Below are 25,420 nucleotides of genomic sequence, written 5' to 3' on the forward strand. Positions count from 1 at the left end.
CCATGAGCGACAAGCAGTTCCACACGATGCCCGACGGGCGGCGCATCGCCTTCCGCCATACGCCCGGCAGTGGCCCGACGCTTGTGTTCCTGCCCGGCTACATGTCCGACATGGAAGGCGGCAAGGCCACCGCCCTGTTCGACTGGGCGCAGGCGCAAGGCCGCGCCTGCCTGCTGCTCGACTATTCCGGCTGCGGCGCGAGCGAGGGCGATTTCGCCGACGGCACGCTCTCGCGCTGGACGCAGGAAGTGGTCGCGCTGGTCGAGGCGCGGGCCGAAAGCGAGGTGGTCCTGATCGGCTCCTCCATGGGCGGCTGGCTGATGCTGCTTGCAGGGCTCGCACTGGGCGAAAGGCTCGCAGGGCTCGTCGGTATTGCTGCCGCACCCGACTTCACCGAATGGGGATATTCCGAGGCGGACAAACAGGCCCTGTCCGCGGGGCAGACGGTCCATGAAGACAATCCCTACGGACCCGAGCCGACCCCGATGCATGCAGGCTTCTGGACCGACGGGCAGGCGCAGCGCCAGCTGAGCGGCCCGATCGCGCTCGATGTCCCGGCAAGGCTCCTGCACGGCCAGTGCGATGCCGACGTACCGTGGAAGGTCAGCATGGAGCTGGCCGGCGCCCTGCGTTCGGATGCGGTTCAACTGACCTTTATCAAGGATGGCGACCACCGCCTCTCGCGCCCGCAGGACATCGCCTTGCTGCTGCGCACCGTGGGCGGATTGCTAGACGATCTGGAACGCCAATGACCCTTCTCACCGCCCCGCTCGCCATCCTGCTGATGCAGGTCGGACCCAATCCTACCGCCGGCGGGATGCCGGGTATTCCCGATGAGCTCGCCGATCGCCCTCCGCGCGAGGAATCGGTCGACGAGGTGAAGCGCGCGCGGCTCGGCTCTTGCCTCAGGCAAGCATCGTCGACGCCGAACGAAGCGCTCGATTATGCGCAGCGCTGGCGCGAAACGGCTGTCGACGAGCTGGAAATGGCGCAGTCGGCCCATTGCCTCGGGCTGGCACTGGTCAGGCTCGGCCGGACTGCGGAAGCGCGCGAGATTTTCGAGCTCGCGAGCGCGGAAGCTCCTGCCGACAATCTCGCCTATGCCGCGCGGCTGACCGCCATGGCCGGCAATGCCGCGCTGGCCGGCGAAGACCTGGAAGGGGCGCTGGTGCTGCTCGACCGTGCAGGCGGGCAGGCGCAGGCTGCAGGTGACGGCCCGCTTGCGGCCGACCTCAGGGTGGACCTCGCCCGCGTGCTGGTCCGGCTCGACCGCGCTGACGATGCCGCATCGGCGCTGGCCGAAGCGCGCGAGGCCGATGGCGACGATCCGCAGGCCTGGCTGCTCTCGGCCACACTGTCGCGCCGCATGTCCCGCCTTGGCGAGGCGCAGCAGCAGATCGAGCGCGCAGCCCTTCTCGCTCCTCGCGATCCCATGGTCGGACTGGAAGCGGGCGTTATCGCCGCGCTTTCGGGGCGCGAGGCCGATGCGCGCGCCAGTTTCCAGTCGGTGCTCGAAGTCGCCCCCGACAGCCCGCAGGCCGAGCAAGCGCGCAGCTATCTCGAACAGCTGGAGCCGCAGGAATGACCGCCTATTCCGTGCTCGACCTCGTGCCGGTCCGTGAAGGCGGCACGCTGACGGAAGCCTTCGCCGCTGCCCGCGACCTGGCGCAGGCAGCCGAGCGCTTGGGCTGCAAGCGCTACTGGGTGGCCGAGCACCACGCGATGGAAGGCATTGCCGGCGGTGCCACCTCGGTCGTGCTCGCCCATATCGGCAATGCCACCAGCACCATCCGCATCGGTTCGGGCGGGATCATGCTGCCCAATCACACGCCGTTCCAGATTGCCGAGCAGTTCGGCACGCTCGATGCGCTATTTCCCGGGCGGATCGACCTGGGGCTTGGCCGTGCACCGGGTGCCGGCCCCGAACTCCAGCGCGCGCTGCGCAAGGACCTCCACCGCGCTGCCGAAATGTTCCCGCAGGACGTGGTCGAGCTGCAGGCCTTCATGGCTGGCAATACGACGATCCACCCCACCCCCGGGATCGGTGCGCGGCCCGAATTCTGGATGCTCGGCTCGAGCCTGTTCGGCGCGCAGCTCGCTGCAAGGCTCGGCATGCCTTATGCTTTCGCCAGCCATTTCGCGCCGGACCATCTGGATGCAGCGCTGGAAATCTACCGCCGCGACTTCCAGCCGTCAGAAGCCTGCGCGCAGCCCCATGTGATGGCCGCGATGAACCTGTTCTGTGCCGAAACGGAGGAGAAGGCGGAGACTCTGGCAACCTCGCAATTGCAGGCTTTCGTGGCCCTGCGCACGGGGCAGCCTTCCAAGCTCAAGCCGCCCGTGAAAGGCTATCGCGCACAGTTGCCGCCCACGGCGCAGGCCATGCTCGCCCATATCGGCCAGGCCAGCGCGATCGGCACACCCGACCAATGCGCCGCCAGCATCGCCGCCTTTGTGAAGCGCACCGGCGCAGACGAGATTATCTTCGCCGGCCCGACCTTCGATCCGGCGGAGCGCATCGCCTCGCTCGAACGGGCGCTTGCCGCACTCGCCTGAAAGCCCCCCGGTGCGACGCTACGGAATCGGCGCGCATACGTTTGCGAATTTCCTTGAGGCCAGCCTTGCGGCGGCTCTCCAACAGGCCTAATCGCCCTCCATCGGGTATTGCCCGACGACTCACAAATTACACGGCTGCGAAATGATCGTACGCCCGCATGCGAGAGGCCCCCATGGGTTCGAAAAAGGCCGACAAGGCGAGCAGCAGCACCACCATGACTCCCCACGCCAAGGCAATCGCGCAGCACATGCGCGACTCGCTGCTTCCGGGAGACACGCCGTTCGACCAGGCGCATTTCGACGAGGCGGCAGCCTTCCTCGCCGAAACCGCCGACAAGCGCCGCCCGGGCGAACCGGCCATCGCGATCCAGTCGATCAGCGAAGATCGCCGCTTCACGCGCATCGCCATCGTCAATGACGACATGCCGTTCCTGGTCGATTCCACGGCTGCCGCAATCGCTGCCATGGGCCTTGCCATCGACCGCCTGATCCACCCGGTCGTGCCGGTCGAGCGCAAGTCCGACGGCACGCTCGCCCGCGTTGACGAAGGCGAGCCGGAAGACGCCTTCTGGGAATCGATGATCTACCTCGAGGCTCCGCGCGTCGATGCCAAGCGCCGCCAGGCGATCGAGGAAACGCTCAACGAAACGCTGGCCGACGTGCGCGCTGCGGTTGCCGACTGGCCTCAGCTCCAGGCCGCTATGGCGACCGATGCAAAGCGGATCGAGGACGAGGAAGGCGCAGCCCTGCTCGAATGGCTGAATTCGGGCATGCTGACCCAGCTCGGCCATGTCGTGCGCCGCCGCGACGGCACGCAGGAAGGCGGGCTGGGCATTTGCCGCAAGGGCGCCAGCAACCTGCTGGTGGACGCCAGTTACGAGCGCGCCTTCGCCTGGTTCGAAAGCAAGGGCGAGGCCCGCACCCCGCTCATCATCAAGGCGAACCACGCATCGCGCGTACATCGCCATGTGCCGCTCGACCTGTTCCTCGTGCCGGTGCGCGAAGGCAAGAAGGTCGTCGCACTGTCGGTCCATGCAGGCGTCTGGACCAGTGCCGCACTTGCCTCGCCGCCGCGCAATGTGCCGATCCTGCGCCAGCGGCTCGAACAGATCCGCGAAGACCTGAATTTCGACGAGACCGGCCACGCCGGCAAGGCGCTGGTCCATGCGCTGACCGCCCTGCCGCACGATCTGGTCATCGGTTTTTCCGAAGCCGACACCGCGCGCATCGCCACCACGATGATGAGCCTCGTCGATCGCCCGCGCCCGCGCCTTGCGCTGGTCGAGGCGCCGCTGGCCCGGCACCTCTTCGCCTTCGTGTGGATGCCGCGCGACATGCTGGCAACGCAGGTCCGCCTGCAGATCCTCGCCCTGCTCGAAGAAGGCGCCAAGGCGCGCCTGCTCGACTGGAGCCTCGAGGTCGAAGGCGGCAACCTTGCCATGCTGCGCTTCGTGCTCGACATCCGCGACGGCTCTAAATCGCCGGACGAACAGGCGTTGGAACAGCAGCTGCAGACCCTGCTGCGCGGCTGGAGCGAAGCGGTGGAAACCGAATTGCTCGCCTTCGAGGAAAAGGGCCGCGCCGCCGCGCTTGCCATGCGCTTTGCCGAGGCTTTCCCGACCGCCTACCGCGCCCGGTTCGGCCCGCGCGAAGCGGCTGAGGACATCTCGCGCCTGCGCGCGCTCGGCCATCATGCCGACGAGGAAGAGGATGCACCCCACCGCGGCGCGCGCCTCTACCTGTGCGACCGCGAGGACGAGCGCTGCCTGCGCCTCAAGCTCTACCAAGCGGAAGGCAGCCTGCCGCTGTCGGATGCGGTCCCCGCGCTCGAGAACTTCGGCTTCCATGTCCGTTCCGAAATGCCGACCGTGCTCGAGGACGGACGCCTCGGCACTATCCACGACTTCGCGCTGCAGCTTGCCCCGGGCATCGATGCCGAAGGGTTGGTCGAACGTGCCGGCGATATCGAGGAAGCAATCGGCGCCGTCCTGAACGGCCATGCCGAGGACGACGTGTTCAACCGCCTCGTGGTCGAGGCTGGCCTCGGTGCGCAAGAAACCGACTGGCTGCGCGCCTTCTACCGCTACCTGCGCCAGGCGGGCATGGGCTTCACAATCTATACAGTGGTGGACGCGCTGGCGAAGGCCGCGGACATCACGCGCGGCCTCATCGCCCTGTTCACCGCCCGGCACGACCCGGCATTCCAGGGGAACCGTGAAGACGCGATCAAGGATGCGCGCGACACGATCAAGCGCGCCCTGTCCAAGGTCAAGGCAATCAACGACGACCGACTGCTGCGCCTTTACAATGCGCTGATCGACGCGATCCTGCGCACCAATGCCTTTGCTCCCGCTGCGGCCGAAGCGCTGGCCTTCAAGATCGACAGCTCGGTCGTCCCCGGCCTGCCGAAGCCTGTTCCGTGGCGCGAGATCTGGGTCTATTCGCGCCGCGTGGAAGGCATCCACCTGCGCTCGGGTCCGGTGGCTCGCGGCGGCCTGCGCTGGTCCGACCGGCGCGACGACTTCCGCACCGAAATCCTCGGCCTGATGAAAGCCCAGCGGGTCAAGAACGCGGTCATCGTCCCGGCAGGGGCAAAGGGCGGCTTTTATCCCAAGCAGCTGCCCGATCCGTCGATCGACCGTGACGGCTGGGCCGCGGAAGGCAAGGGCAGCTACCAGGCCTTCATCCGCACGCTGCTGTCGGTCACCGACAACATCGTCGACGACAAGGTCGTGCACCCCCAGAGCGTGGTGATCACCGATGGCGAGGACCCCTATTTCGTGGTCGCCGCCGACAAGGGCACGGCCAGCTTCTCCGACGTCGCCAATGCGATTGCGGAAAGCCGCGATTTCTGGCTCGACGACGCTTTCGCGAGCGGTGGCTCCAAGGGCTACGACCACAAGGCCATGGGCATCACTGCCAAGGGTGCGTGGGTCAGCGTGCAGCGCCACTTCCTCGAAATGGGCATCGACGTGCAGAGCGAGCCGGTTCAGGTGGTGGGCTGTGGCGACATGTCGGGGGACGTGTTCGGCAACGGCATGCTGCTGTCCACGGCGATCAAGCTGGTGGCCGCATTCGATCACCGCCACATCTTCCTCGATCCTGATCCCGATCCGGCCAGGAGCTGGAAGGAGCGCAAGCGCATGTTCGACCTCCCCCGCTCGAGCTGGGAGGATTACGACGCCAGCCTCATCTCCAAGGGCGGCGGCGTCTATTCGCGCGGCGCGAAGTCGATCAAGCTGTCCAAGGCGATGCAGAAGGTGCTGGGCATCGAGCAGTCGGAAATCGAGCCCGAGGCACTGATTTCCGCGATCCTCAAGGCGCCGGTCGACCTCGTCTGGTTCGGCGGCATCGGCACCTACATCAAGGCCGGGACGGAAAATAACGTCCAGGTCGGCGACCCGGCGAACGACGTGCTGCGCGTCGATGCGAAGGAAGTGCGTGCCAAGGTCATCGGCGAAGGTGCGAACCTCGGCGTCACGCAGGCAGGCCGCATCGAGTATGCCCTGAACGGCGGGCGCTGCAACACCGACTTCATCGACAATTCCGCGGGCGTCGATTGCTCGGACAACGAGGTGAATATCAAGATCGCGCTGGCCGCTGCCAAGCGCGCGGGCCGCCTGTCCGAACCCAAGCGCGTCGCACTGCTCGAATCGATGACCGACGAGGTGTCGGCCATCGTGCTCGAGGACAACCGGCTGCAGGCCCTCGCCCTGTCGATTGCCGAAATGGGCGGGGCGCGCGCCATGGCGTCGCAGCTTCACCTGATCGAGACGCTGGAAGACGGCGGCAATCTCGACCGCCGGACCGAAGGGCTCGCCGACAACCAGACGTTGCAGCGCCGTGCTGCAGACGGCACCGGACTGACCCGTCCCGAACTCGCTGTCTTGCTCTCCAGTGCCAAGCTGGTCCTGCAGGACGCGATCGAAGCAAGCGACCTGCCCGACGATCCGATCCTGCACGACCTGTTGATGCGCAGCTTCCCGGAGCCGATGCGCGGCAAGTTCCGCAAGCAGATCGAGAACCATCGCCTGCGCCGCGAAATCATCGCGACCAAGCTCGCCAATGCGATGGTCAACCGCCTAGGCATCATCCATCCGTTCGAACTGGCGGAAGAAGAAGGCGTCGAACTGTCCGAAGTGGCAGGGGCCTTCGTTGCCGCCGCACACCTGTTCGACCTGCGTTCGATCTGGGCGGAACTCGACACGGCCAAGATGGAAGAATCGGCGCGCCTGCTGCTGTTCGACCGCCTTGCCGCTGCAGTTGGCAACCTCATGTCCGACGTGCTGCGCACCGGTGCCGGCCGCGTCCAGCCCGCCCGCATGGTGGAAGAGCTGGGCAAGAACGTGGCCTTGCTGGTCAAGTCGACGGACGAGCTGCTCGGCAGCGAGCTCAAGACCCAGTCGCGCAGCCTGCACGAAACCTTCACCAAGGCCGGTGCGCCCGATGCGATCGCGTCGCACATCACGCACATCTTCGACCTCGACGGTTCGGTGGGCCTCGCCAAGCTGGCCGCGGACACGGGCATCGATCCGCTGCCGCTGACCCACGGCTTCTCCGATATCGGGGCCAACCTGGGGATCGACTGGGCGCAGGGCACGGCTGCCCTGATGAACCCGTCGGACGTCTGGGAACGCCTGCTGGTGTCGGGCATCGCGCGCGATTTCCAGCAGATGCGCCTCGAGTTGCTGCGCCGTCTCTCGCGCCGCAAGGACGCGAAGGACGACATGCGCGGCGTGGTTGACGCATGGGTTGCGGACCACCACGCAGCGGTGCGCCAGTTCCGCTCGATGGTCGACCGGGCGCAGTCGCAGACGCCCGTTGCGCCGGCCATGCTCGCCCAGATCGCCAGCATGGCGCGCAACCTGCTGGCGCGCTGAGCGGACGCGGGAAAGCTTGACCGGGCTGGCGTTTGCGGCCAGCCCTGCGCGTCATGGAGCATTTCGACGTCGTCATCGTGGGATCGGGTCACGGCGGAGCGCAGGCGGCAATCGCCTTGCGCCAGGCTGGGCACGAGGACAGCATCCTCATCGCCAGCCGCGACCGCAACCCGCCCTATGAACGCCCGCCGCTGTCGAAGGATTATCTCGCCGGCGAAAAGCCCTTCGAGAAAATCCTCATCCGGCCGGAAAAGTTCTGGGCCGAGCGCAATGTCACGCTCCGGCTCGGCGCCAACGCCAACGAGGTCGATCCGCTGGCCCACACGCTGGCACTGTCGGACGACACCAAGGTCACCTATCGCAAGCTGATCTGGGCAGCCGGCGGCGACGCGCGGCGCCTGTCATGCCCGGGCGCCGATCTCGGCGGCATGCACACGATCCGCAACCGGCGCGACACCGATGCGCTCAAGAACGAGATCGAGGCAGGAGCCAGGCGCGCCGTCATCGTGGGCGCGGGCTACATCGGGCTCGAGGCGGCCGCCGTGCTGCGTAAGATGGACTGCGCAGTGACAGTGGTCGAAATGCAGGACCGGGTACTGGCCCGTGTCGCAGGCCCGGAACTTTCTACCTTTTATGCCGAAGAGCACCGCAGCCACGGTGTCGATCTGAGGCTCGAAACCGGGGTCGAGCGGATCGAGGGCGAGAACGGCCGCGTGACGGGGGTGACCCTGTCCACCGGCGAGACCATCCCTTGCGAGATCGTGATCGTCGGCATCGGGATCGTGCCTTCGGTCGGCCCCCTGATTGCAGCGGGCGCTGCCGGTAGCAACGGGGTCGACGTCGACAGCTTCTGCCGCACCTCGCTCGACGATGTCTACGCGATCGGCGACTGCGCGGCCCATGCCAACCCCTACGCCGGCAATGCGGTGATCCGGCTGGAATCGGTCCAGAATGCCAACGACATGGCGAGCGTGGCAGCCAAATCGATCATGGGCGACAAGCAGGATTATGACGCCGTGCCGTGGTTCTGGTCGAACCAGTACGACCTGCGCCTGCAGACCGTCGGCCTTTCGCTGGGCCACGATGCCTGCGTGCTGCGCGGCGATCCGGCTGAACGCAAGTTCTCGGTGATCTACCTCAAGGAAGGCTGCGTCTTCGCGCTCGACTGCGTGAACAACACGCGCGACTACGCGCAAGGCCGCAAGCTGGTCGAGACGCGGGCCGAGATCGACCCTGCGCTGCTCGCCGACACCACCGTTGCGCTCAAGGAAATGATCTGAGCCGTGCCGCCGCCCAGTCGGCGGCTTCGGCGACCACCGGATCGGGATCGGCGCGCAAGCGCTCGACCTGAGGCAGCAGGCCGGCGTTCCCGCTGTTCCCGGCCGCGTAAAGGCAGTTGCGCACGAAACGGTCGCGCCCGATCCGCTTGATCGGCGAGCCGGAGAAGAACTGGCGGAACCCAGCATCGTCGAATTCCAGGAACCGCACGAGATCGGGCGCGACCAGTTCGTCGCGCGGTGCCAGTTTCAAATGGCGATGGGCCGTATCGGCGAACTTGTTCCACGGACACACCGCAAGGCAATCGTCGCAGCCGTAAATCCGGTTACCCAACGCGGCACGAAACTCCTCGTCGACCGGCCCCTTGTGTTCGATAGTGAGGTACGAAATGCACCGCCTCGCATCGAGCCGGTAGGGCGCGGGGAAGGCATCGGTCGGGCAGGCTTCCTGGCAGGCGTGGCACGAACCGCAGCGGTCCCGGCCGGGGGCATCGGGCGCGAATTCCAGCGTCGAATATATCGCGCCGAGGAACAGCCAGCTGCCATGCTCGCGGCTGACCATGTTGGTATGCTTGCCCTGCCAGCCGATCCCGGCCGCCTCGCCCAGCGGTTTTTCCATCACCGGGGCAGTATCGACGAACACCTTGAGCTCGCTGTCGGGGGCGCGTGCGATCAGCCAGCGGGCGAGTGCCTTCAGCGCCTTCTTGACCACATCGTGATAGTCGCGCCCTTGGGCATAGACGGAAATTCGCGCCTTCTCGGGGTCACCTTCCAGCGCGAGCGGATCGACGTCCGGCGCATAGCTCATGCCAAGGGCGATGACGCTCCGCGCGTCCGGCCAGAGTCCCTGCGGCGAGGCGCGTTCGGCCTTGCGCGTCTCCATCCACTCCATCGATCCGTGGCGGCCTTCGCCCAGCCATTGGTCGAGCCGCTCGGCGCGCACAGGATCGGTGGCGGCCGCCGTGAAGCCGCAGGCCGCAAAGCCCAGCGCGCGGGCCTCGGCCCTCAATTCCTCCTGCAGGACCTCCAGAGACGTGGTCTTAACCAAACTTGCTGTTGCTCCCGTTCACTTCGCGCGGTTAACTCGCGGTCATGCTTACCGAGCCCGACACCGTCCCGCGAGCCCACGACACCAGCTCGCCCCCACTTGCAATCGAGGCGCGCGGTCTCGTCAAGCGGTTCGACCGGACGCTAGCGGTGGACGGGGTCGACATATCCGTCCCCGAGGGCGCGATCTACGGCATTCTGGGTCCGAACGGCGCGGGCAAGACAACCACGCTGCGGATGCTGCTCGGCATCATCGATCCCGACGAAGGCGTACGGCGCGTCTTCGGGCACGAGCGCCCGCACGAAATCGCCCGCTGGATCGGCTACCTTCCTGAAGAGCGCGGCCTGTACCCGTCGATGAAGTGCGACGAGGCGATCGGCTTCATGGGCGCCCTGCGCGGCCTGCCCGTGGAAGAGGGCCGCCGGCGCGGGCGCGAATTGCTCGAAGGTCACGGGCTCGGCCACGCAGTCGACAAGCAGATCCGCCAGCTTTCGAAAGGCATGGCGCAGACGGTCCAGCTGCTCGGCACGCTGGTCCACAAGCCGAGGCTGGTGGTGCTAGACGAACCTTTCAGCGGTCTCGATGCCATCAACCAGGGCAAGCTCGAAGGCTTGATCCGCGAAATGGCGGAGGCAGGGACCACCGTTATCTTCTCGACCCACGTCATCCACCATGCAGAACGCCTGTGCGACGACGTGGCGATCATCGCCGGGGGCAAGGTGCCCTATGCAGGTTCGGTCGACGTCGCGCGCGATCGCATCCCCGCACAGGTCAGGCTGGAGACAGCGAATGGCGAGGGCGAATGGCGCAGCGCGCTGCCCGACAACGTCCGCCACGACAAGAAGGCCCACGGGGGGCATTTCTGGTACTTCCCGGTCCCCGACAGCGGCATCGAGGTGCTGCTCAAGCGGCTGATCGATGGCGGTGCGGGCATATTGTCGCTTTCGATCGAGCGGGCCGGCCTGCACGACGCTTTCGTCGAAATCGCCGGCGAGGCCGCGGCACGCGCGCTCGACGAGGATGCAGCAGGGGAGATCGCATAATGGCCGATGCAAGCCGTCTTCCGCTGTGGCGCGCAGCCATGGTCATCGCTCGCCGCGATTTCCGCGCGATCCTGTTTTCCAAGGCCTTCCTGTTCTTCCTGCTCGGCCCGATCTTCTTCGGGGCGATCAGCGTGATGGCCGGCACGCTAGGTGCCAAGGCGGCGGAAAGCGCCGACCCTCCACGCCTTGCCGTAGTCCTGAGCGAGGAGGAAGGCGCTGCCTTCGCCGCCGCTCATGCACGGCTGGAAGATGCAGTCTCGCTGCCGGAATTCGCAGTGGTCGGGGCGGACGAACCGCGCGAGGCCGACCGCCTGCTGTCGGATACTTCACGCAATTTCGGCGCGGTACTGACCGGCACGCTCGAAGCGCCCGAACTGTCGGGCACGCAGGAACGGATCGACCGCTGGCGCGGGCAGGTGGCCTTGCTCGCCGCCGAAGCGCGTGGCGGCCCGTCCGCCGAACTGCCGGAGGTCGCACTGAAGCCCACGGCCACCAGCGTCGCCACCATTCGCAGCGCCCAGACGGCCACTGCGACCGGGGCCATCACGCTGCTGTTCCTCCTGACCATGCTGCTTGCCGGCATGGTGCTGTCGAACCTGGTCGAGGAGAAGGCGAACAAGATTATCGAAATCCTCGCCGCCGCCATCCCGATGGACGCCGTGTTCTACGGCAAGCTGTTCGCCATGCTCGGCGTCAGCTTCGTGGGCATCGCGGTCTGGGGCGGCATCGCCGGCACGATCCTGTGGCTCGGCAGTTCTGCGCTCGGACCTGTTCCGACGCCTGCGGTGGGATGGCCGCTGTTCGTGGTGCTTTTCGTGACCTATTTCGCCACCGCTTACCTGCTGATCGGCTCGGTCTTCCTCACCATCGGTTCGATGGCGCCGACCGTGCGCGACGTGCAGACGCTCTCGATGCCGGCAACCATCCTCCAGCTCGCGGTCTTCTTCCTGGCGACCTACGCGCTGAGCGATGCGGGCTCGCCGGTCGAACTCTTCGCCGTGATCTTCCCCGTGTCTTCACCCTACGCGATGGTGGCGCGCGCGGCGCAGTCACCCGTGCTGTGGACGCATCTTGCCGCGATCGGCTGGCAGTTGCTGTGGGTCGGCATTTTCGTGAAGGTCGGCTCGGGCCTGTTCCGCAAGCTGGTCATGAAGTCGGGCGCCGGCGGAAAGACGAAAAAGGCGTGGTTCGGCATCGGGCGAACGGCCAAGGGCTGACTTCGTCGCATCGGTGCAATCCGTCGGCCGTGGCGGTGATTAGGTTCCTTTTTGCAACTCGCTATTGACACGAGTGTCAGTTGAGGCAGGATTGCCGGCGAGAGGACAGGCGTCACGAGAGTCGCCGCCGCAAGGAGAGAGACATGGCCACCGCTGCAATAGCCCGCCCCGAAGTGCGCTCGAGCCCCACGGCCTACGAGGCGCTGAAGAAGCATTTCGAGGAACATCCCGAGGAGCGCTTCGAGCATCCGCACAAGTGGGACGTGAGCCGCAGCGATATCTACGCCGAGAACACCTGGCATCCGATCTTCCGCGAAATGCGCGCGGCAGGTCCGCTCCATTACATTCCCGAAAGCCCCTTCGGCCCCTATTGGGCCGTGGTCAGCCACAAGGCCATCCAGCATATCGAGGCGCTGCCCGATGTCTTCTCGTCCAGCTGGGAGCATGGCGGGATCACGATTCTCAACCGGCTAACCGAGGAAGAGCTTGCCGAGGCCGGTGAGGACAGCCGCGAACTGCCGATGTTCATTGCCATGGACCGTCCACAGCACACCGGCCAGCGGCGCACGGTCGCGCCCAAGTTCACGCCCAGCGGCATGGCCGAGATGGAAGGCGAGATCCGCCAGCGCACCGGCGAACTGCTCGCTTCGCTCCCGCGCGGCGAAGTGTTCGACTGGGTCGACAAGGTCTCTATCGAACTCACCACCGGCATGCTGGCCATCCTGTTCGGTTTCCCGTGGGAAGACCGCCGCCTGCTGACCTTCTGGTCCGACTGGTCGGGCGACACCGAGCTCGCCTCGGTTCGCGCGCTCGACAAGGTGCGCTGGGAAATCCTCAAGGAGATGGGCGCCTATTTCCAGACGCTGTGGGTGGAACGCACCCACGACAAAGAACCGGGCGACGATCTCATCTCGATGATGATCCATTCCGAGGCGATGAACCAGATGCGCCCCGAGGAATTCATGGGCAACCTCGTGCTGCTCATCGTGGGCGGCAACGACACCACGCGCAATTCCATGAGCGGGATCATCTACCAGCTCGACAAGAACCCCGACCAGCGCAAGCTGTTCGAACAGCAGCCGGAACTCATTCCCAATGCAGTGCAGGAAATCCTGCGCATGCAGACCCCGCTCGCCCATATGCGCCGGACCTGCACCGAAGATACCGAGGTCTTCGGCCAGACCATCAAGAAGGGCGACAAGGTCGTGCTGTGGTACCTGTCGGCAAACCGCGACGAGGAAGTGTTCGACAACCCGGACAAGCTCGACATCACGCGCGAGAATGCCCGCCGCCACATCGCCTTCGGCTACGGCATCCACCGCTGCGTCGGCGCCCGCCTCGCCGAACTGCAGCTGCGCGTGCTGCTGGAGGAACTGCACAAGCGCCGGATGCGTGTGCATCTGGCGGGCGACATCGAACGCGTCCGCGCTAACTTCGTCCACGGCTTCCGCAAGCTCGAGGTCGAGATCACAGAGTTCTGATTCCCAGGGATCAAGTGAAACCTTTCGCTTTGCACGGACGTACCTATGGGTATGGATCGCTCTCGCGAACACGACATTTCACGCCGCAACCTCCTTGCGGGGCTCGCCCTCGGGGCGTCGCTTCCGATCATTACAGCCTGCGGCGCCTCTCCAGCCGAAGCGAAGAACTTCCCCATCGCGCTCACCGAGGCGCAATGGCGCGGCAAGCTGACGAAGAGCGAATTCTACATCCTGCGCGAGGCCGGAACCGAGCGCCCCTATTCCTCGCCCCTCAACAAGGAGAAGCGCGCAGGGACGTACGTCTGCGCGGGCTGCGGGAATGCGATCTACAGTTCGAAGGCCAAGTATGATTCGGGGACCGGCTGGCCGAGCTTCTACGCCGCCATAGACCGCGGTGCGGTGGGTACCAGCACGGATTACAAGATCGGCTATCCCCGTACCGAAGTGCACTGCGCGGATTGCGGCGGACACCTCGGGCACATCTTCAACGATGGTCCGCAGCCCACCGGCAAGCGGCATTGTATCAACGGTCTGGCGCTGGACTTCCGTCCGGCCTGACGCGCCAGACTTTCAGCTTGCCCGTCCCGAGGTCCACTTCCTCCAGCCATGCAGGCGGGGCACCCATAGTCAGACGCGCAACCAGGCTTTCGCTCGTACCCGCCTGAAGCCAGCGATAGGTTTCCGGCATTTCCGGGCACAGGACGACGTAACGTGCGCCGCTCTGCCGCACCAGCGCCTCGGCCCCGTCGATCGGCAGGACGAAAGCGCTCAGCACTTCTCGCATCGCCTCGTTGGCCCGGTGATGGCCGGTGGCGGCGACCGAATGACGAGTGTTAACTAGGATTGCCGGACCGACATCGAATTGCGCGAAGAGGATCGAGGGAGGCAGGCCCTCGAGGCCGGGCGCGGCGGTGGAATAATTGCAGCTGTCGGCTGCAAGACCGGCAGTCTCCTCAACGGGTGCCTCGGCGCCCGGGAGGAGCGATTGCACTTGATTGGCGATACCTGCGGCCATAGCCCCGGGCATCAGGACCAGTAAAATCCCTGCGAAAGCGCCCACCCGGCGAATGGTGGTTTCTCCCTGCCTGAAGCGCTCGAACAGGTGGGCCGCCGCCCAGCCCAAGGGCACGGCAGCAACCACTCCGGCGAAGGAGAAAGACCGGTTCGTGGCCAGACCGGCCGCGATCGCCATGACCAGCAGGAGCGCGTATTCGACCCACCAATGCCGCAGCCATTCTCGGCTTCTAAGGCACAACGCGATCGTCGCTCCCAAGGCGACAAGGGCCTGCGCGAGACGGGCGAGAATTTCGTCCGGCTCGATGCGCCAGATCGGCATCCCTTCCCTGACGCTGCTGTACCAGACCTCGTGGACCATCGGGTCCAGCACTCCGAAGGGCGCTGCAAGGCATTGAGCTCCGGTGAATGCGATGACTGTCACACCAAGGCTGGCAAGACCCGCGAAGAGAGCGACGAGCACAAACATCGGCATCGGCCCCATACGCGCGATGGCATTGGTCCCCAGCGCGCAGGTCGCGAAGAACGCGATGTGCGGTAACGAAACGGCATCGCAATAAACGAGACCGGCGATCGAGGGCCCATGTCCCAAGACGAACAGGAGGACGAGGGCCGCAGCCAAGGCGTTCATGTAGGCGACCAGCCAGGGGCTCTTGCGCGAGGCGCTTGCCCAGCGAAGCCCCAGTACGGCGCCAAAGGCACCCGCCATCGGCAGGAGTTCCAGCGAGATCGTCACCCCGACGGCCATAGCCAGGCCGGCCACGGCCCCACCCCTGTGAGACTGACGCCACGAAATCGCCCAGAGCGCGATCGCGACCAGGAGTATCTGCCAGCCGTGATGATCAATCCTTAGCGGCTGTAACTGGGACAGGAGACCTGGCCAGAAAATCGCCGCGAGGCATGCCATGAGCGCGGCTTTCCTGTCGAAGAGACGCCAGGCAAGACGCGCCACGACCTGCAGCAGCGCAAACAGGATGAGCAGCGGCACGGCGACAGCCGTTGCCAGTTCGGCATTCGCTTGCCCCATGAGCGGGGTCAGCAACAGTATCACTAGCGCGATTGGCACGTCCACGAGACGAGACCAGTGCATGAGCACGCCGTCGGGCGGATCGATGCGATACTGATGCAAATCCCACCAGCCCTGCCCGTCCAGAAGGTCGCGCACCTGGACCAGGCGCAAGACATCATCCGGACCTGGAAAATCCGACTTGCCTATGTTCGACCAGGAAAACACGACCAGCGCGGCCGACAGCATCGCCCACAAGAGAAGGACGGTCAGGGTCGGGCGCGCGTCCTCGCGCAGCCGGCGATCGATCGTCACGGCCAGCCCGCCGGTGCGAAGACCACCATCTTGCGCAGCATATAGGTGACGGTGAAGCTCGCGATCACTGCGGCCAGCTTTGCCGCCCTCGGGTCGAAGCCGAGATATTCGCCCAGCGCGACGATACCCGTCGTCAACGCGAGTCCGACCAGGGCCGAGCCGATAAAAAGCAGCTTCTGCCGTCCGCGCCCTGCACCCTTCGAAGCCACGCCGTCCTGGAAGACCGCGCGACTGGACAATATCCAATGCACTACAATCCCGGCCGAATAGCCTGCCGCTGCCGACAGCGGAGCGGTCAGGCCCATGGCGAGAAGCGCGAGGAAACTGCCCATGTCGACTGCAAGCGCACCGACACTCGCCAACACATAGCGAACCAAGCGCACGTCGCGCAGCCGGATCAAAGCTTGGATCAAGGCCCTCTCCCGGGTTCCATCAGGCGCACAGGCGCCCGTCGCCCATGTGCCCATCATGCCAAGACATGATAAACAAAGCGCAAATCACGGCAAGCCTGCAGGCCGCGAAAGGTGCCCCGTCATCGCTGCCGGAAGACCCACAGCAGGCGGATCAGGAATACGCAGACGAAGCTGCCGGCCATCGCCACGAGCTTGCCGAGACGAGGGTCCCTGCCGGCGTCTTCGAACAGCCCGACAGCACCGGCGGTTATCGCCAGGCCCGCGAGCGCGGAAGCGGCAAACAGGACCTGCTGCCCGCCACGCTCCCAGCAGGCCCCGGCCAGTCGATCCGGAAAAACGAACCGGCTCGAGATGAACCAGTGCAGAACCATGCCCAGCACATAGCTGGCGACAGCCGCCACGACTGGCGCCACCACCCCCGCCGCGAAGAGTGCAAGGAATGTCCCGAAATCGACCAAGGTGCCCGCCGTGCTCGCCACCATGTAGCGGGCCAGCCGCCAGCGCATCAGCGCGCGGACATATTTGGCCGCCACGGCCTCAGGCAGACTTGCGGACGCGCTCCGGCACGTCGCGCAAGGACGAAAGGGCGGCTGCCTGGTCGTTGCTCAACTTGCGATTCGGCAGGCCGGATTCGGCCCCCTCGTCGCCTGACTCGTGATATTCTGCGTCCTCGTTGACACACCATGTGTCGTAGAGGCGCCGACCCGCGAGGATGTTCTCGACCGTGAGCATGGCCGTCATCATGGCGTGGTCCTGGTTGTTGTAGCGATGCATCCCGTTCCGCCCCACGAGGTGGAGCGTGGGGTGCTTGGCTTCCAGTTCGCGGCGCATGGCATCCACATTGGCAGCATAATCCTCGTCATAGACAGGATAGGCCTTTTCCTGGCGCACGACCGCGCCGCTCTTGACCTTGCGACGATCGACGAGACCGAGGATTTCCATTTCGTCGGTGGCCAGCGAGACGAGGTCGTCGTCGTCCATGGACCACAGGCCGTCGCCTTCGAAGCAAAAATATTCCAGGCCCACGCAGGCCATGTCGGGATCGGGGATCATTTCCGGAGACCAGCTACGGAAGTTCTGCACGCGGCCGACCTTCACCTTGCTGTCGTGGATGTAGATCCAGTTGTCCGGGAACAGGTCCTCGCCTTCGACCATCAGCGCCACGGTGAGGAAGTCGCGATATTTGAGGTCGTTCGCCTGGACCGTACTTTCGGGCAGCGGGTGCAGGCGCTTGGCAAGCTCGCGCATGGGCGCCGAGCTGATCGCATGGTCTGCCTCAATCACGATCTCGCATTCAGCCCCGCTTGCGCTGAGGCGCCAGCCGCCCTTGCCATCGCTGGCAAGCTGGCCAAGTGCATGGCCCATCAGCACCTGCCCGCGTCCACTGGCCAGAACCTTGTCGCGAGCGGCATCCCACATCATGCCCGGACCGAGCCGCGGGTAGCGGAAGGTCTCGAGCAGGGTCTTGGTAGCCATGCCGTCATTGGGTTTCTTGTTGAGACCGAGGCTGCGCTTCAACCCGTCCACCACCGCACTCCAGAGCGACAGGCCCTTGATGCGCTGCGCCGCCCAGTCTGCGCTCATCTCGTCGCAGGGCATGCCCCACACCTTCTCGGTGTAGGTCTTGAAGAAGATTGAATAGAGTTTCTGACCGAATTGGTTGGTGGTCCAGTCTTCGAAGCTCTTCACTTCGGAAATCGGGAACAGCTTGTAGCGCAGGTAGCTCGCCATGCAGACGGTCGAGCGCAGGATGCCGAGGTTCCACAGCGCCTCAAAGGCGCGCAGCGGGTAGCTGTAGAACTTGCCCTCGTAATAGATGCGGCTCATGCGGGGGCGCTGGATGAAATCCTCTTCTCCGAGAATCTCGTTCCACATGTCGACGACTTGCGCACTCTTCGAAAAGAAGCGATGCCCGCCGATGTCGAAGCGATAACCCTCATGCTCGACGGTTCGACTGATCCCGCCGACGTAGACTGGGTCTTTTTCGATAACGACGACGCTTTTGCCCTGCTTTGTCAGCAAGTAAGCCGCTGTAAGGCCTGCCGGTCCCGCTCCGATAATGGCGACGTCGACCTTCAGCGCGTTGACACTCGTATTCATTGGAACCCCCGGCATCTTCTTTGCCAGAAGTGAACGAAAACGGTTAGCGTAAAGTTAATTCACCGGCGGCGAGCCGTATTTATCGAGCCCTACCCGCGGTCGAGCATCATAGGGCACTGCACGGCCGCCGCCATGATGGCGAATTCGCGCAAAGAGAAGGTGTTCTCGAACACGAGGCCGTAATTGCAGTCCCGGCGCCAGCGCACCTTGGCGCGGGTGTCGTTGAACCCTTCGCCCTCGACCTTGAGGATCTGGTCGATCGCGAACACGGCGTCGCATTCGACGCGCGCGCCCTGCTGCGAGATGTTGAGCGTCACCGCTTCAGCCGACTGCGTCAGCGAGGACAGCTTGAGCGGTATGGCGATGTTGAGGCGCAACTGGCGCTTGGGGTAATTCCACGTCTCGTGGACCAGCCGTTCGACCACCACGGGCGTCTTGAAGCGGTAGCTACCCTCGGTCCCGTTGGCGCGCACCTGCACGATTTCGTAGCTTTCGCCGTTCTGCAACTCGAGCGCCAGCGTGGGGTCGGTCGGCAGGGCATGGAAGGCGCGGATCGAGATGCCAGTCGAGGACACGTCGCGCACGACGCAGAGGAATTCCCCCTGTCCGCAGACGAGCTTGGCGGACCGGATCAGCGATGTGTAGCGCGGCGCACCGCGCTGTTCGCTGTCGACATAGGTCAGGTTGTTGTCGCTGCCGATTGCGGCCGAATAGTCCATGCGTTTCAAAACTCCCAAGAACCCGGCGTTCCCCGTGCCGGTAAATGTCTTGGCCTTGCGCCCCTTTGAACGGCCCTATTAGCCGCCTAGGTATTAACACCGCGATAAAGGGCATTGCCTCTCAGGCAACGCCGCGCGGCACAGACGTTCGGGAGTTGTTGGTGCGGGTGGTGGGACTCGAACCCACACGTCCAGAGGACAGGGGATTTTAAGTCCCCGGCGTCTACCATTCCGCCACACCCGCGCAGCAGAAGGGCGTGCTAGAGGGATGCGGGCCGCGCCGCAATCGCCAAGCAGCGTGAAGGGACTATTGCTCGTTCAGGCGCTCGCGCATGTCCTTGCCCGGCTTGAAATAGGGCACGCGCTTGGCGGGCACCTCTACCGTTTCGCCGGTACGCGGATTGCGGCCCTGGCGCGCCTGGCGCTCGCGGGTCGAAAAGGCTCCGAAGCCGCGCAGTTCGATGCGGCCGCCTTCGGCAAGGCGCTGGGCCAGTTCCTCGAAGAAGATATCGACGACCTGCTCGACCTCTTCCGGTCGCAGGTCGGGATTTTCTTCCGCAAGGGCTGCGAGCAATTCGGATCGAATCATGTTCAGGCTCCCTCGAGCGTGCGCGCGGCGGCGCTTTCCCCTGTTGTTTTATGCGACCCCTGCCACACCAGACCCCCTGCGCAGCGGGAAAACCCTGCCAGAAGGACTCAGATATGGCAATTGTTAATACCCGCCCGAGGGTTAGGACGGCATTTCCGGATCAGGTGCGCTCGATCAGCTCTTCCGGGGCAATGCCCAGCCGCTTCATCCGCCCGCGTATTTCCGGCCATTCCTGCTTGAGGAAGGTTTCGCGCTCCCGCTTGCGCAGCGTCTCGGCTGCGCCGCGCGCGACATACATGCCGACCCCGCGTTGCACTTCGACGAGGCCGTCCGCCTGGAATTGCTGGTAGGCCTTGGCCACCGTCAGCGGATTGGCGCCTTGTTCCGCAGCCAGCGCGCGCACGGAGGGAAGCATTTCTTCCTCGCGGTAGCGGCCGTCGATGATGGCTGCGGCGATCATGTCGCGCAGCTTGAGATAGACGGGCTTGCTCTGGTTGCTCATGGCGGGTCCCCGGTTGTCGTATAGTGCATCAGTGCCATAATACAGCGCGGCGCGCAAGGTTCCCGAAACGCGGTTTCATTCATGCAGGCGCAAGCTGGTCGCGTTTGTAACTAAGGCTTCACATAGCCGCAGATGCCGCTAGGGTGCGCGCATCTTCGGGGAGGAGGCCTGTCCGGCCTCCGCGTATACTTACGAGAGGGCTTGCCAAACATGGCCACAACGCAACCGGTTCACGGGGACTCGGCAGGGACTATCCTGGGCCACCCCAAGGGACTGTTCGTCCTGTTCTTCGCCGAAATGTGGGAGCGTTTTTCCTACTACGGCATGCGCGCGCTGCTCATTTTCTACCTGACCAAGCACTGGCTGTTTTCGGACAGCGACGCGGGCGTCATCTACGGCGCCTATACCGCGCTGGTCTACATCACGCCGGTCTTGGGCGGCTACCTCGCCGACAAGTGGCTCGGCCAGCGTAAGGCGGTGCTCTATGGCGCGATCCTGCTGACCTTCGGACACTTCCTAATGGGCTTCGAGGGGACGGGCGGCCAAGATCCGGCAAGCCTCAATATCTTCTGGCTCGCCCTTGCCTTCATCATCGTCGGCTCGGGCTTCCTCAAGGCCAATATTTCGGTGATCGTGGGTCAGCTTTACGCCCGCACCGACGTGCGCCGCGACGGTGCCTACACCATCTTCTACATGGGCATTAACCTCGGCGCCGCACTGGGTTCGCTGCTGTGCGGCTATCTCGGCGAGACCTATGGCTGGGCCTATGGCTTCGGCGCCGCAGGCATCGGCATGCTGCTTGGCCTGATCGTGTTCGTCGTATTCAAGCCGCTTCTCCTGGGACGCGGCGAGCCGAGCGATCCGGCCAAGCTGGCTGCGCCGGTTATGGGGATCAAGCTCGAATGGCTGCTCTATGCCATCGGCCTGGTAGCGGTCGTCACCTGCTGGTGGCTGGTGCAGAACCAATCGGTGGTCGGCACGCTTCTTGGCGTGGGTGGCACGATCCTGATCCTCTACGTGCTCGGCGAGGCAACCTTCCGGTTCGTCCACGGTTCCTATGCTGCCGCACCGACCGTGCCGGTCGCCGTGTTTGCGCTTGGCGGTGTGCTCTCCATCATTGCCTTTGTGGGCATGTTCCTGGGTTCGATCGATGAAACCAACGCCCGCAACCTTGCGCTCGGCGGGTTCGGCCTGTCGCTGCTCGTGGTGATCTGGCAATCCTTCCTTAACCGGAACGAAGACCGCGACCGCATCTTTGCAGCGATGTTCCTTATCCTCGGATCGATCCTGTTCTGGGCGCTCTTCGAGCAGGCCGGCTCCTCGCTGAACCTGTTCACGGATCGCTATGTCGATCGCGAGTTCCTTGGCATCAATTGGCCGGCCTCGACCTTCCAGTCGATCAACGCGATCTACATCGTGTTGCTGGCTCCGGTCTTTGCATGGCTGTGGACTTCGCTGGGTCGCCGAGGGCTGGAACCTTCGACTCCGGCCAAGTTCGGCTTTGCGCTTATGCAGCTGGGCGCCGGCTTCCTCGTGCTTGTCGCGGGATCGGCAATGGGCGGCAACATGACGCCGGTCATCTTCATCTTCCTGATCTACCTGCTGCACACGACCGGCGAGCTTTGCCTGTCGCCGGTGGGCCTTTCGGCGATGAACCGCCTGGCTCCGGCGCACATGGCGTCGCTGATCATGGGTACCTGGTTCTTCGCTTCGGCCACCGGCAACTTCGTCGCCGGCCTGATCGCCGCCGCTACCGGTTCGGAAGCGGCGTCGGGCGAAGGTGCTGCGAAGCAGGTGGTGCTCGATGTTTACAGCCAGATCGGCTGGGTCGCGGTAGGGGTCGGCGTTGCGGTCCTCGTCATCAGCCCGCTGATCAAGAAGCTGATGCACCTGGACACGCTCAAGGACGACGGCCTCGAAGGCCAGGCCGAATTCCCGGCCGAACCGCAGGCTGCAGGCGTCCACCCCGAGACCAAGTCGCAGGGCTAAGCCAACACAAACGAAAGGGCGCGGAGCGATCCGCGCCCTTTTTCTTTGCAACATCGCCGCATCGCGGCATGAGGGGCACATGAGGAAATCGATCAAGACCATCGCCGCAGGCACGCTGGCCATCGCGCTCGCCGCCTGTTCGACCACCGGGCAGTCCGACACCAAGAGCGCCAGCAGCGCCCCGGCAAAGGCGGAAGCGCCCTTCCCTTCGACCTACACGCCCTATCCGGGCACGCCGACCGCGCTCGTCAATGCGACGATATACGACGGCAAGGGCGGCAGGATCGACAAGGGCACGGTCTTCTTCAGTGGCGGCAAGATCGTCTCGATCGGCGGCCCCGACACGCCTGTCCCTGCCGACATCGCGGTGTTCGACGGGACCGGCAAGTTCGTGACGCCGGGCATCATCGATATCCACTCGCACCTCGGCGACTATCCCACCCCTTCGGTCCAGGCGCATTCGGACGGTAACGAGGCGACCAGCCCGACCACGCCCGAAGTCTGGGCGGAACATTCGGTCTGGCCGCAGGATCCGGGCTTCACCCGCGCGCTCGCCAATGGCGGCGTGACCTCGCTGCAGATCCTGCCCGGCTCGGCCAATCTGATGGGCGGGCGTTCCGCCACGCTCAAGAACGTGCCCGCGCGCACGGTGCAGGGGATGAAATTCCCCGATGCGCCCTACGGCTTCAAGATGGCCTGTGGCGAGAACCCGAAGCGCGTCTATGGCGGTCGCGGCCGGATGCCCTCGACGCGCATGGGTAATTTCGCGGTCAACCGGCAAACCTGGCTTGATGCCAAGGCCTATGACGGCAAGAAGCGCGACCTCGCCAAGGAAACGCTGAAGGGCGTGCTGGACGGCGAAATCCTGGTCCACAACCACTGCTACCGCGCCGACGAGATGGCTCTCGTCCTCGATATGGCGAAGGAGATGGGCTACAAGGTCAGCGCCTTCCACCATGCGGTCGAAGCCTACAAGATCGGCGACCTGCTGCGCGAAAACGACGTGTGCAGCGCGATCTGGGCCGACTGGTACGGCTTCAAGATGGAAAGCTACGACGGCATTCTCGAAAACGCCGCCTTCCTCCAGCGTGAGGACGCCTGCGTCGTGATCCACTCCGACGATGCCAACGGCATCCAGCGCCTCAACCAGGAAGCAGCCAAGGCGCAGGCCGCCGGCAAACGCGTGGGCATCGACATCTCCGATGCGCAGGTCATCCGCTGGATCACGCTGAACCCCGCCAAGGCGATGGGGATCGACGGCATGACCGGCAGTCTCGAGGCCGGCAAGATGGCCGACGTCGTGCTGTGGAACGGCGACCCGCTGTCGGTCTATTCGCGGCCCGAGAAGGTCTGGATCGACGGGGCGCTGATGTTCGATGCCATGGATCGCAAGCGCCGACCGGTGAGCGATTTCGAGCTCGGCCAGCCCGGTGAAGGAGACGTGAAATGAAGCGCGCTCTGACCCTCGCGGCGAGCGTGCTCGCCCTTGCCGCCGCCCCTGCCGCCGCGCAGGATTTCGTCATCACCAACGCCACTCTCGCCACCGGCGACGGGAGCGAGCCGATCGAACGCGGCGTGGTCGTCGTCGACGATGGCAAGGTCGCCTATGCCGGACCGCAGGCAGGCGCCGGCGCTTTCGAAACGGACACGGTTTACGACGTGGCGGGGGCCTGGGTGACGCCCGGGCTCGTCGCTACCGTCACCACGCTCGGCCTCGCCGATGTGTCGGGCGTGAGCGAATCGAACGACGTACGTCCGGGCAGTTCGCCATTCAATGCGGCGCTCGATGTCGCACCGGCGATCAACCCCTCCTCGCAGCACATCCTCGTGCACCGGGCTGCGGGCATCACGCGCGCGGCTACCGTCACCTCGCCGGCAGGCTCGATCTTCGGCGGACAGGGCGCGATCATCGACCTCGGCGCCGACGGCCAGCCCGTAACGCGGGCCAAGGCCTTCCAGGTCGTCGCCTTCGGTGAAGGCGGTGCGCGCCTTGCAGGGGGCAGCCGCGTTGCGACCTATGTCGCTTTCGCCAATGCCCTGCGCGAAGCACAGGATTTCGCACGCGGCCGGTGGGACGCGGAAAGCGCCATGCTGACCCGCGCCGATGCCGAGGCCCTGGGCCCGGTAGTGGCCGGCGAGCAGGCGCTTTACGTGTCCGTCGAACGCGCCTCGGATATCCGCAGCGTGCTGGGCCTCAAGCGCGATTTCCCGCGCCTCGACCTGGTCCTCGTCGGCGCCAGCGAAGGCTGGCTCGTCGCCCGCGAGATCGCGGCCGCAGGCGTGCCCGTCATTGCAGACGGCCTCGACGATTTGCCCAACAGCTTCGAGGAACTGGCCAGCACCCAGTCCAATGTCGGGCGCCTCGCCAAGGCCGGGGTCAAGGTGGCGATCAACGCCGCCACGATGGAAAACCCGCGCAACCTCAACCAGTACGCCGGCAACCTCGTCGCGCTGGCCCGCGTTCCGGGCGCGGACGGCCTCAGCTGGGGTCAGGCCTTTGCCGCGATCAGCTCGGTGCCGGCCTCGATTAGCGGGCTCTCCGGCAAGGCGGGTGTGTTGGCTAAGGGGTCCATGGGCGACGTGGTGATCTGGGACGGTGACCCGCTGGAAGTCGGCTCCGTGCCGACCAAGGTCTTCATCGACGGGGTCGAGCAGCCGCTCGACAACCACCAGACGCGCCTGCGCGACCGTTATCGCGAACTCGACGAGAGCCGCTTGCCGGAGGCATTCGACTGGTGAGCCTGCCCAAGGAAATGCGCACTACCCTGCTTGCGCTGGGCGGCGCCTTCGTGGCCGTGGCGGGTTTCGCCGCGACCGCGCAGGATGCACCGCCCGACAGGTCGCAGGACATCGCCTGGATGAACGCGCAGCAGGCCTATCTCGCCGCGCTCAAGCCGGAAGACGGCTGGCGCTACATGGAAGGCGGCCTCTACTGGCGGTACCTCGAATATGCCGGCAGCACCGAAAAGCCGCGCGTGATCGACCGGGTGACAGTGCACTACGCCGGCACCTTCATCGATGGCGGAACCTTCGATTCGAGCTACGATCGCGGAGAGCCAGTGACCTTCCCGCTCGGCCGCCTGATCAAGGCATGGCAGATGGCCATTCCCGAAATGGGCGTGGGCGACACGATCGAGATCGCGGCGCCGGCGGACCTCGCATACGGGGCGCAAGGCAAGGGGCCGATACCCGGCGGTGCGACGCTGGTGTTCAAGGTGAAACTGCTGGGCATCGAAAAGCAATGATTGCCAGATAGGTTTTTATTTGCTAC

At 65.1% G+C, this 25,420-nt stretch carries 21 protein-coding genes and 1 tRNA gene; 13 read left to right on the forward strand and 9 right to left on the reverse strand.

Going from position 1 to position 25,420, the window contains the following annotated elements:
* Positions 1–2 precede the first annotated feature (2 nt).
* From LC083_RS06085 to LC083_RS06105, 5 genes are all read left to right on the forward strand, one after another.
* Complete coding sequence (locus LC083_RS06085) at positions 3–752, forward strand: alpha/beta fold hydrolase (RefSeq protein ID WP_226699613.1); 750 nt, start codon at positions 3–5, stop codon at positions 750–752.
* On the forward strand, positions 749–1,585 hold the full coding sequence (locus tag LC083_RS06090) for a tetratricopeptide repeat protein (protein WP_226699614.1): 837 nt from the start codon (positions 749–751) through the stop codon (positions 1,583–1,585). Before LC083_RS06085 ends, LC083_RS06090 begins: the two co-directional genes overlap by 4 nt.
* Entirely contained in the window at positions 1,582–2,556 is a 975-nt protein-coding gene (locus LC083_RS06095; protein WP_226699615.1) for an LLM class flavin-dependent oxidoreductase, read from the forward strand. Before LC083_RS06090 ends, LC083_RS06095 begins: the two co-directional genes overlap by 4 nt.
* Before the next feature lie 173 nt (positions 2,557–2,729).
* The gene (locus tag LC083_RS06100) at positions 2,730–7,436 is read left to right on the forward strand and encodes an NAD-glutamate dehydrogenase (protein WP_226699616.1); all 4,707 of its coding nucleotides are present in this window, start codon (positions 2,730–2,732) and stop codon (positions 7,434–7,436) included.
* Positions 7,437–7,489: 53 nt separating this feature from the next.
* Positions 7,490–8,716 carry an NAD(P)/FAD-dependent oxidoreductase gene (locus tag LC083_RS06105; RefSeq protein WP_226699617.1) on the forward strand — a complete coding sequence of 409 codons (1,227 nt, stop codon included), beginning with the start codon at positions 7,490–7,492 and terminating at the stop codon, positions 8,714–8,716.
* Here LC083_RS06105 and queG read toward each other — a convergent pair.
* A complete protein-coding gene (gene queG / locus LC083_RS06110; protein ID WP_226699618.1) occupies positions 8,700–9,761 on the reverse strand; it encodes a tRNA epoxyqueuosine(34) reductase QueG in 1,062 nt (353 codons plus the stop codon). The two genes, LC083_RS06105 and queG, sit on opposite strands and share 17 nt — an antisense overlap.
* A gap of 44 nt (positions 9,762–9,805) precedes the next feature.
* On the opposite strand from queG, the gene LC083_RS06115 reads away from it, so the two are divergent.
* From LC083_RS06115 to msrB, 4 genes are all read left to right on the forward strand, one after another.
* Positions 9,806–10,804, forward strand: coding sequence for an ABC transporter ATP-binding protein (locus tag LC083_RS06115; protein WP_226699619.1), 999 nt, complete (start codon positions 9,806–9,808; stop codon positions 10,802–10,804).
* On the forward strand, positions 10,804–12,021 hold the full coding sequence (locus LC083_RS06120; RefSeq protein WP_226699620.1) for an ABC transporter permease: 1,218 nt from the start codon (positions 10,804–10,806) through the stop codon (positions 12,019–12,021). Before LC083_RS06115 ends, LC083_RS06120 begins: the two co-directional genes overlap by 1 nt.
* 143 nt (positions 12,022–12,164) lie before the next feature.
* Positions 12,165–13,502, forward strand: a complete 1,338-nt coding sequence (locus tag LC083_RS06125; protein WP_226699621.1) for a cytochrome P450 — start codon at positions 12,165–12,167, stop codon at positions 13,500–13,502.
* Positions 13,503–13,553: 51 nt separating this feature from the next.
* Entirely contained in the window at positions 13,554–14,060 is a 507-nt protein-coding gene (gene msrB / locus LC083_RS06130; RefSeq protein ID WP_226699622.1) for a peptide-methionine (R)-S-oxide reductase MsrB, read from the forward strand.
* Here msrB and LC083_RS06135 read toward each other — a convergent pair.
* The 8 genes from LC083_RS06135 to LC083_RS06170 all read right to left on the reverse strand — a co-directional run bounded on the left by LC083_RS06135 (position 14,026) and on the right by LC083_RS06170 (position 20,160).
* Positions 14,026–15,837, reverse strand: a complete 1,812-nt coding sequence (locus LC083_RS06135) for a hypothetical protein (RefSeq protein WP_226699623.1) — start codon at positions 15,835–15,837, stop codon at positions 14,026–14,028. The genes msrB and LC083_RS06135 overlap by 35 nt on opposite strands.
* The gene (locus tag LC083_RS06140; RefSeq protein ID WP_226699624.1) at positions 15,834–16,250 is read right to left on the reverse strand and encodes a GtrA family protein; all 417 of its coding nucleotides are present in this window, start codon (positions 16,248–16,250) and stop codon (positions 15,834–15,836) included. Before LC083_RS06140 ends, LC083_RS06135 begins: the two co-directional genes overlap by 4 nt.
* Positions 16,251–16,369: 119 nt before the next feature.
* Positions 16,370–16,783 (reverse strand): GtrA family protein, encoded by a 414-nt coding sequence (locus LC083_RS06145; protein ID WP_226699625.1) that lies wholly within the window; start codon positions 16,781–16,783, stop codon positions 16,370–16,372.
* 4 nt (positions 16,784–16,787) lie between these two features.
* Positions 16,788–18,350 (reverse strand): NAD(P)/FAD-dependent oxidoreductase, encoded by a 1,563-nt coding sequence (locus LC083_RS06150; protein WP_226699626.1) that lies wholly within the window; start codon positions 18,348–18,350, stop codon positions 16,788–16,790.
* Positions 18,351–18,439: 89 nt separating this feature from the next.
* Entirely contained in the window at positions 18,440–19,069 is a 630-nt protein-coding gene (locus LC083_RS06155; RefSeq protein ID WP_160608513.1) for a PilZ domain-containing protein, read from the reverse strand.
* Between the two features lie 159 nt (positions 19,070–19,228).
* Positions 19,229–19,313 (reverse strand) — tRNA-Leu (locus tag LC083_RS06160).
* A 63-nt stretch (positions 19,314–19,376) separates the two neighbouring features.
* Complete coding sequence (locus tag LC083_RS06165) at positions 19,377–19,658, reverse strand: integration host factor subunit beta (RefSeq protein WP_160608514.1); 282 nt, start codon at positions 19,656–19,658, stop codon at positions 19,377–19,379.
* 160 nt (positions 19,659–19,818) lie between these two features.
* The gene (locus LC083_RS06170) at positions 19,819–20,160 is read right to left on the reverse strand and encodes a GntR family transcriptional regulator (protein WP_226699627.1); all 342 of its coding nucleotides are present in this window, start codon (positions 20,158–20,160) and stop codon (positions 19,819–19,821) included.
* Positions 20,161–20,370: 210 nt separating this feature from the next.
* Here LC083_RS06170 and LC083_RS06175 point away from each other — a divergent pair, with 210 nt between their 5' ends.
* The 4 genes from LC083_RS06175 to LC083_RS06190 all read left to right on the forward strand — a co-directional run bounded on the left by LC083_RS06175 (position 20,371) and on the right by LC083_RS06190 (position 25,394).
* Positions 20,371–22,149: a peptide MFS transporter gene (locus LC083_RS06175; RefSeq protein ID WP_160608516.1), complete on the forward strand. Its 1,779-nt coding sequence runs from the start codon at positions 20,371–20,373 to the stop codon at positions 22,147–22,149.
* 79 nt (positions 22,150–22,228) lie between these two features.
* A complete protein-coding gene (locus LC083_RS06180; RefSeq protein WP_226699628.1) occupies positions 22,229–23,599 on the forward strand; it encodes an amidohydrolase in 1,371 nt (456 codons plus the stop codon).
* Positions 23,596–24,888, forward strand: a complete 1,293-nt coding sequence (locus tag LC083_RS06185) for an amidohydrolase family protein (protein WP_226699629.1) — start codon at positions 23,596–23,598, stop codon at positions 24,886–24,888. Before LC083_RS06180 ends, LC083_RS06185 begins: the two co-directional genes overlap by 4 nt.
* Entirely contained in the window at positions 24,885–25,394 is a 510-nt protein-coding gene (locus LC083_RS06190; protein WP_226699630.1) for an FKBP-type peptidyl-prolyl cis-trans isomerase, read from the forward strand. Before LC083_RS06185 ends, LC083_RS06190 begins: the two co-directional genes overlap by 4 nt.
* Positions 25,395–25,420 lie beyond the last annotated feature (26 nt).

The sequence above is a fragment of the Qipengyuania gaetbuli genome (assembly GCF_020524765.1).
In the GTDB taxonomy this organism is placed as follows: domain Bacteria; phylum Pseudomonadota; class Alphaproteobacteria; order Sphingomonadales; family Sphingomonadaceae; genus Qipengyuania; species Qipengyuania gaetbuli_A.

Bases quoted from the DNA above. Each gene is read 5' to 3' on its own strand.
- LC083_RS06085 (WP_226699613.1), top strand. From the start codon at position 3: ATGAGCGACAAGCAGTTCCACACGATGCCCGACGGGCGGCGCATCGCC.
- LC083_RS06090 (WP_226699614.1), top strand. From the start codon at position 749: ATGACCCTTCTCACCGCCCCGCTCGCCATCCTGCTGATGCAGGTCGGA.
- LC083_RS06095 (WP_226699615.1), top strand. From the start codon at position 1,582: ATGACCGCCTATTCCGTGCTCGACCTCGTGCCGGTCCGTGAAGGCGGC.
- LC083_RS06100 (WP_226699616.1), top strand. From the start codon at position 2,730: ATGGGTTCGAAAAAGGCCGACAAGGCGAGCAGCAGCACCACCATGACT.
- LC083_RS06105 (WP_226699617.1), top strand. From the start codon at position 7,490: ATGGAGCATTTCGACGTCGTCATCGTGGGATCGGGTCACGGCGGAGCG.
- LC083_RS06115 (WP_226699619.1), top strand. From the start codon at position 9,806: ATGCTTACCGAGCCCGACACCGTCCCGCGAGCCCACGACACCAGCTCG.
- LC083_RS06120 (WP_226699620.1), top strand. From the start codon at position 10,804: ATGGCCGATGCAAGCCGTCTTCCGCTGTGGCGCGCAGCCATGGTCATC.
- LC083_RS06125 (WP_226699621.1), top strand. From the start codon at position 12,165: ATGGCCACCGCTGCAATAGCCCGCCCCGAAGTGCGCTCGAGCCCCACG.
- msrB (WP_226699622.1), top strand. From the start codon at position 13,554: ATGGATCGCTCTCGCGAACACGACATTTCACGCCGCAACCTCCTTGCG.
- LC083_RS06150 (WP_226699626.1), bottom strand. From the start codon at position 18,350: ATGAATACGAGTGTCAACGCGCTGAAGGTCGACGTCGCCATTATCGGA.
- LC083_RS06155 (WP_160608513.1), bottom strand. From the start codon at position 19,069: ATGGACTATTCGGCCGCAATCGGCAGCGACAACAACCTGACCTATGTC.
- LC083_RS06165 (WP_160608514.1), bottom strand. From the start codon at position 19,658: ATGATTCGATCCGAATTGCTCGCAGCCCTTGCGGAAGAAAATCCCGAC.
- LC083_RS06170 (WP_226699627.1), bottom strand. From the start codon at position 20,160: ATGAGCAACCAGAGCAAGCCCGTCTATCTCAAGCTGCGCGACATGATC.
- LC083_RS06175 (WP_160608516.1), top strand. From the start codon at position 20,371: ATGGCCACAACGCAACCGGTTCACGGGGACTCGGCAGGGACTATCCTG.
- LC083_RS06180 (WP_226699628.1), top strand. From the start codon at position 22,229: ATGAGGAAATCGATCAAGACCATCGCCGCAGGCACGCTGGCCATCGCG.
- LC083_RS06185 (WP_226699629.1), top strand. From the start codon at position 23,596: ATGAAGCGCGCTCTGACCCTCGCGGCGAGCGTGCTCGCCCTTGCCGCC.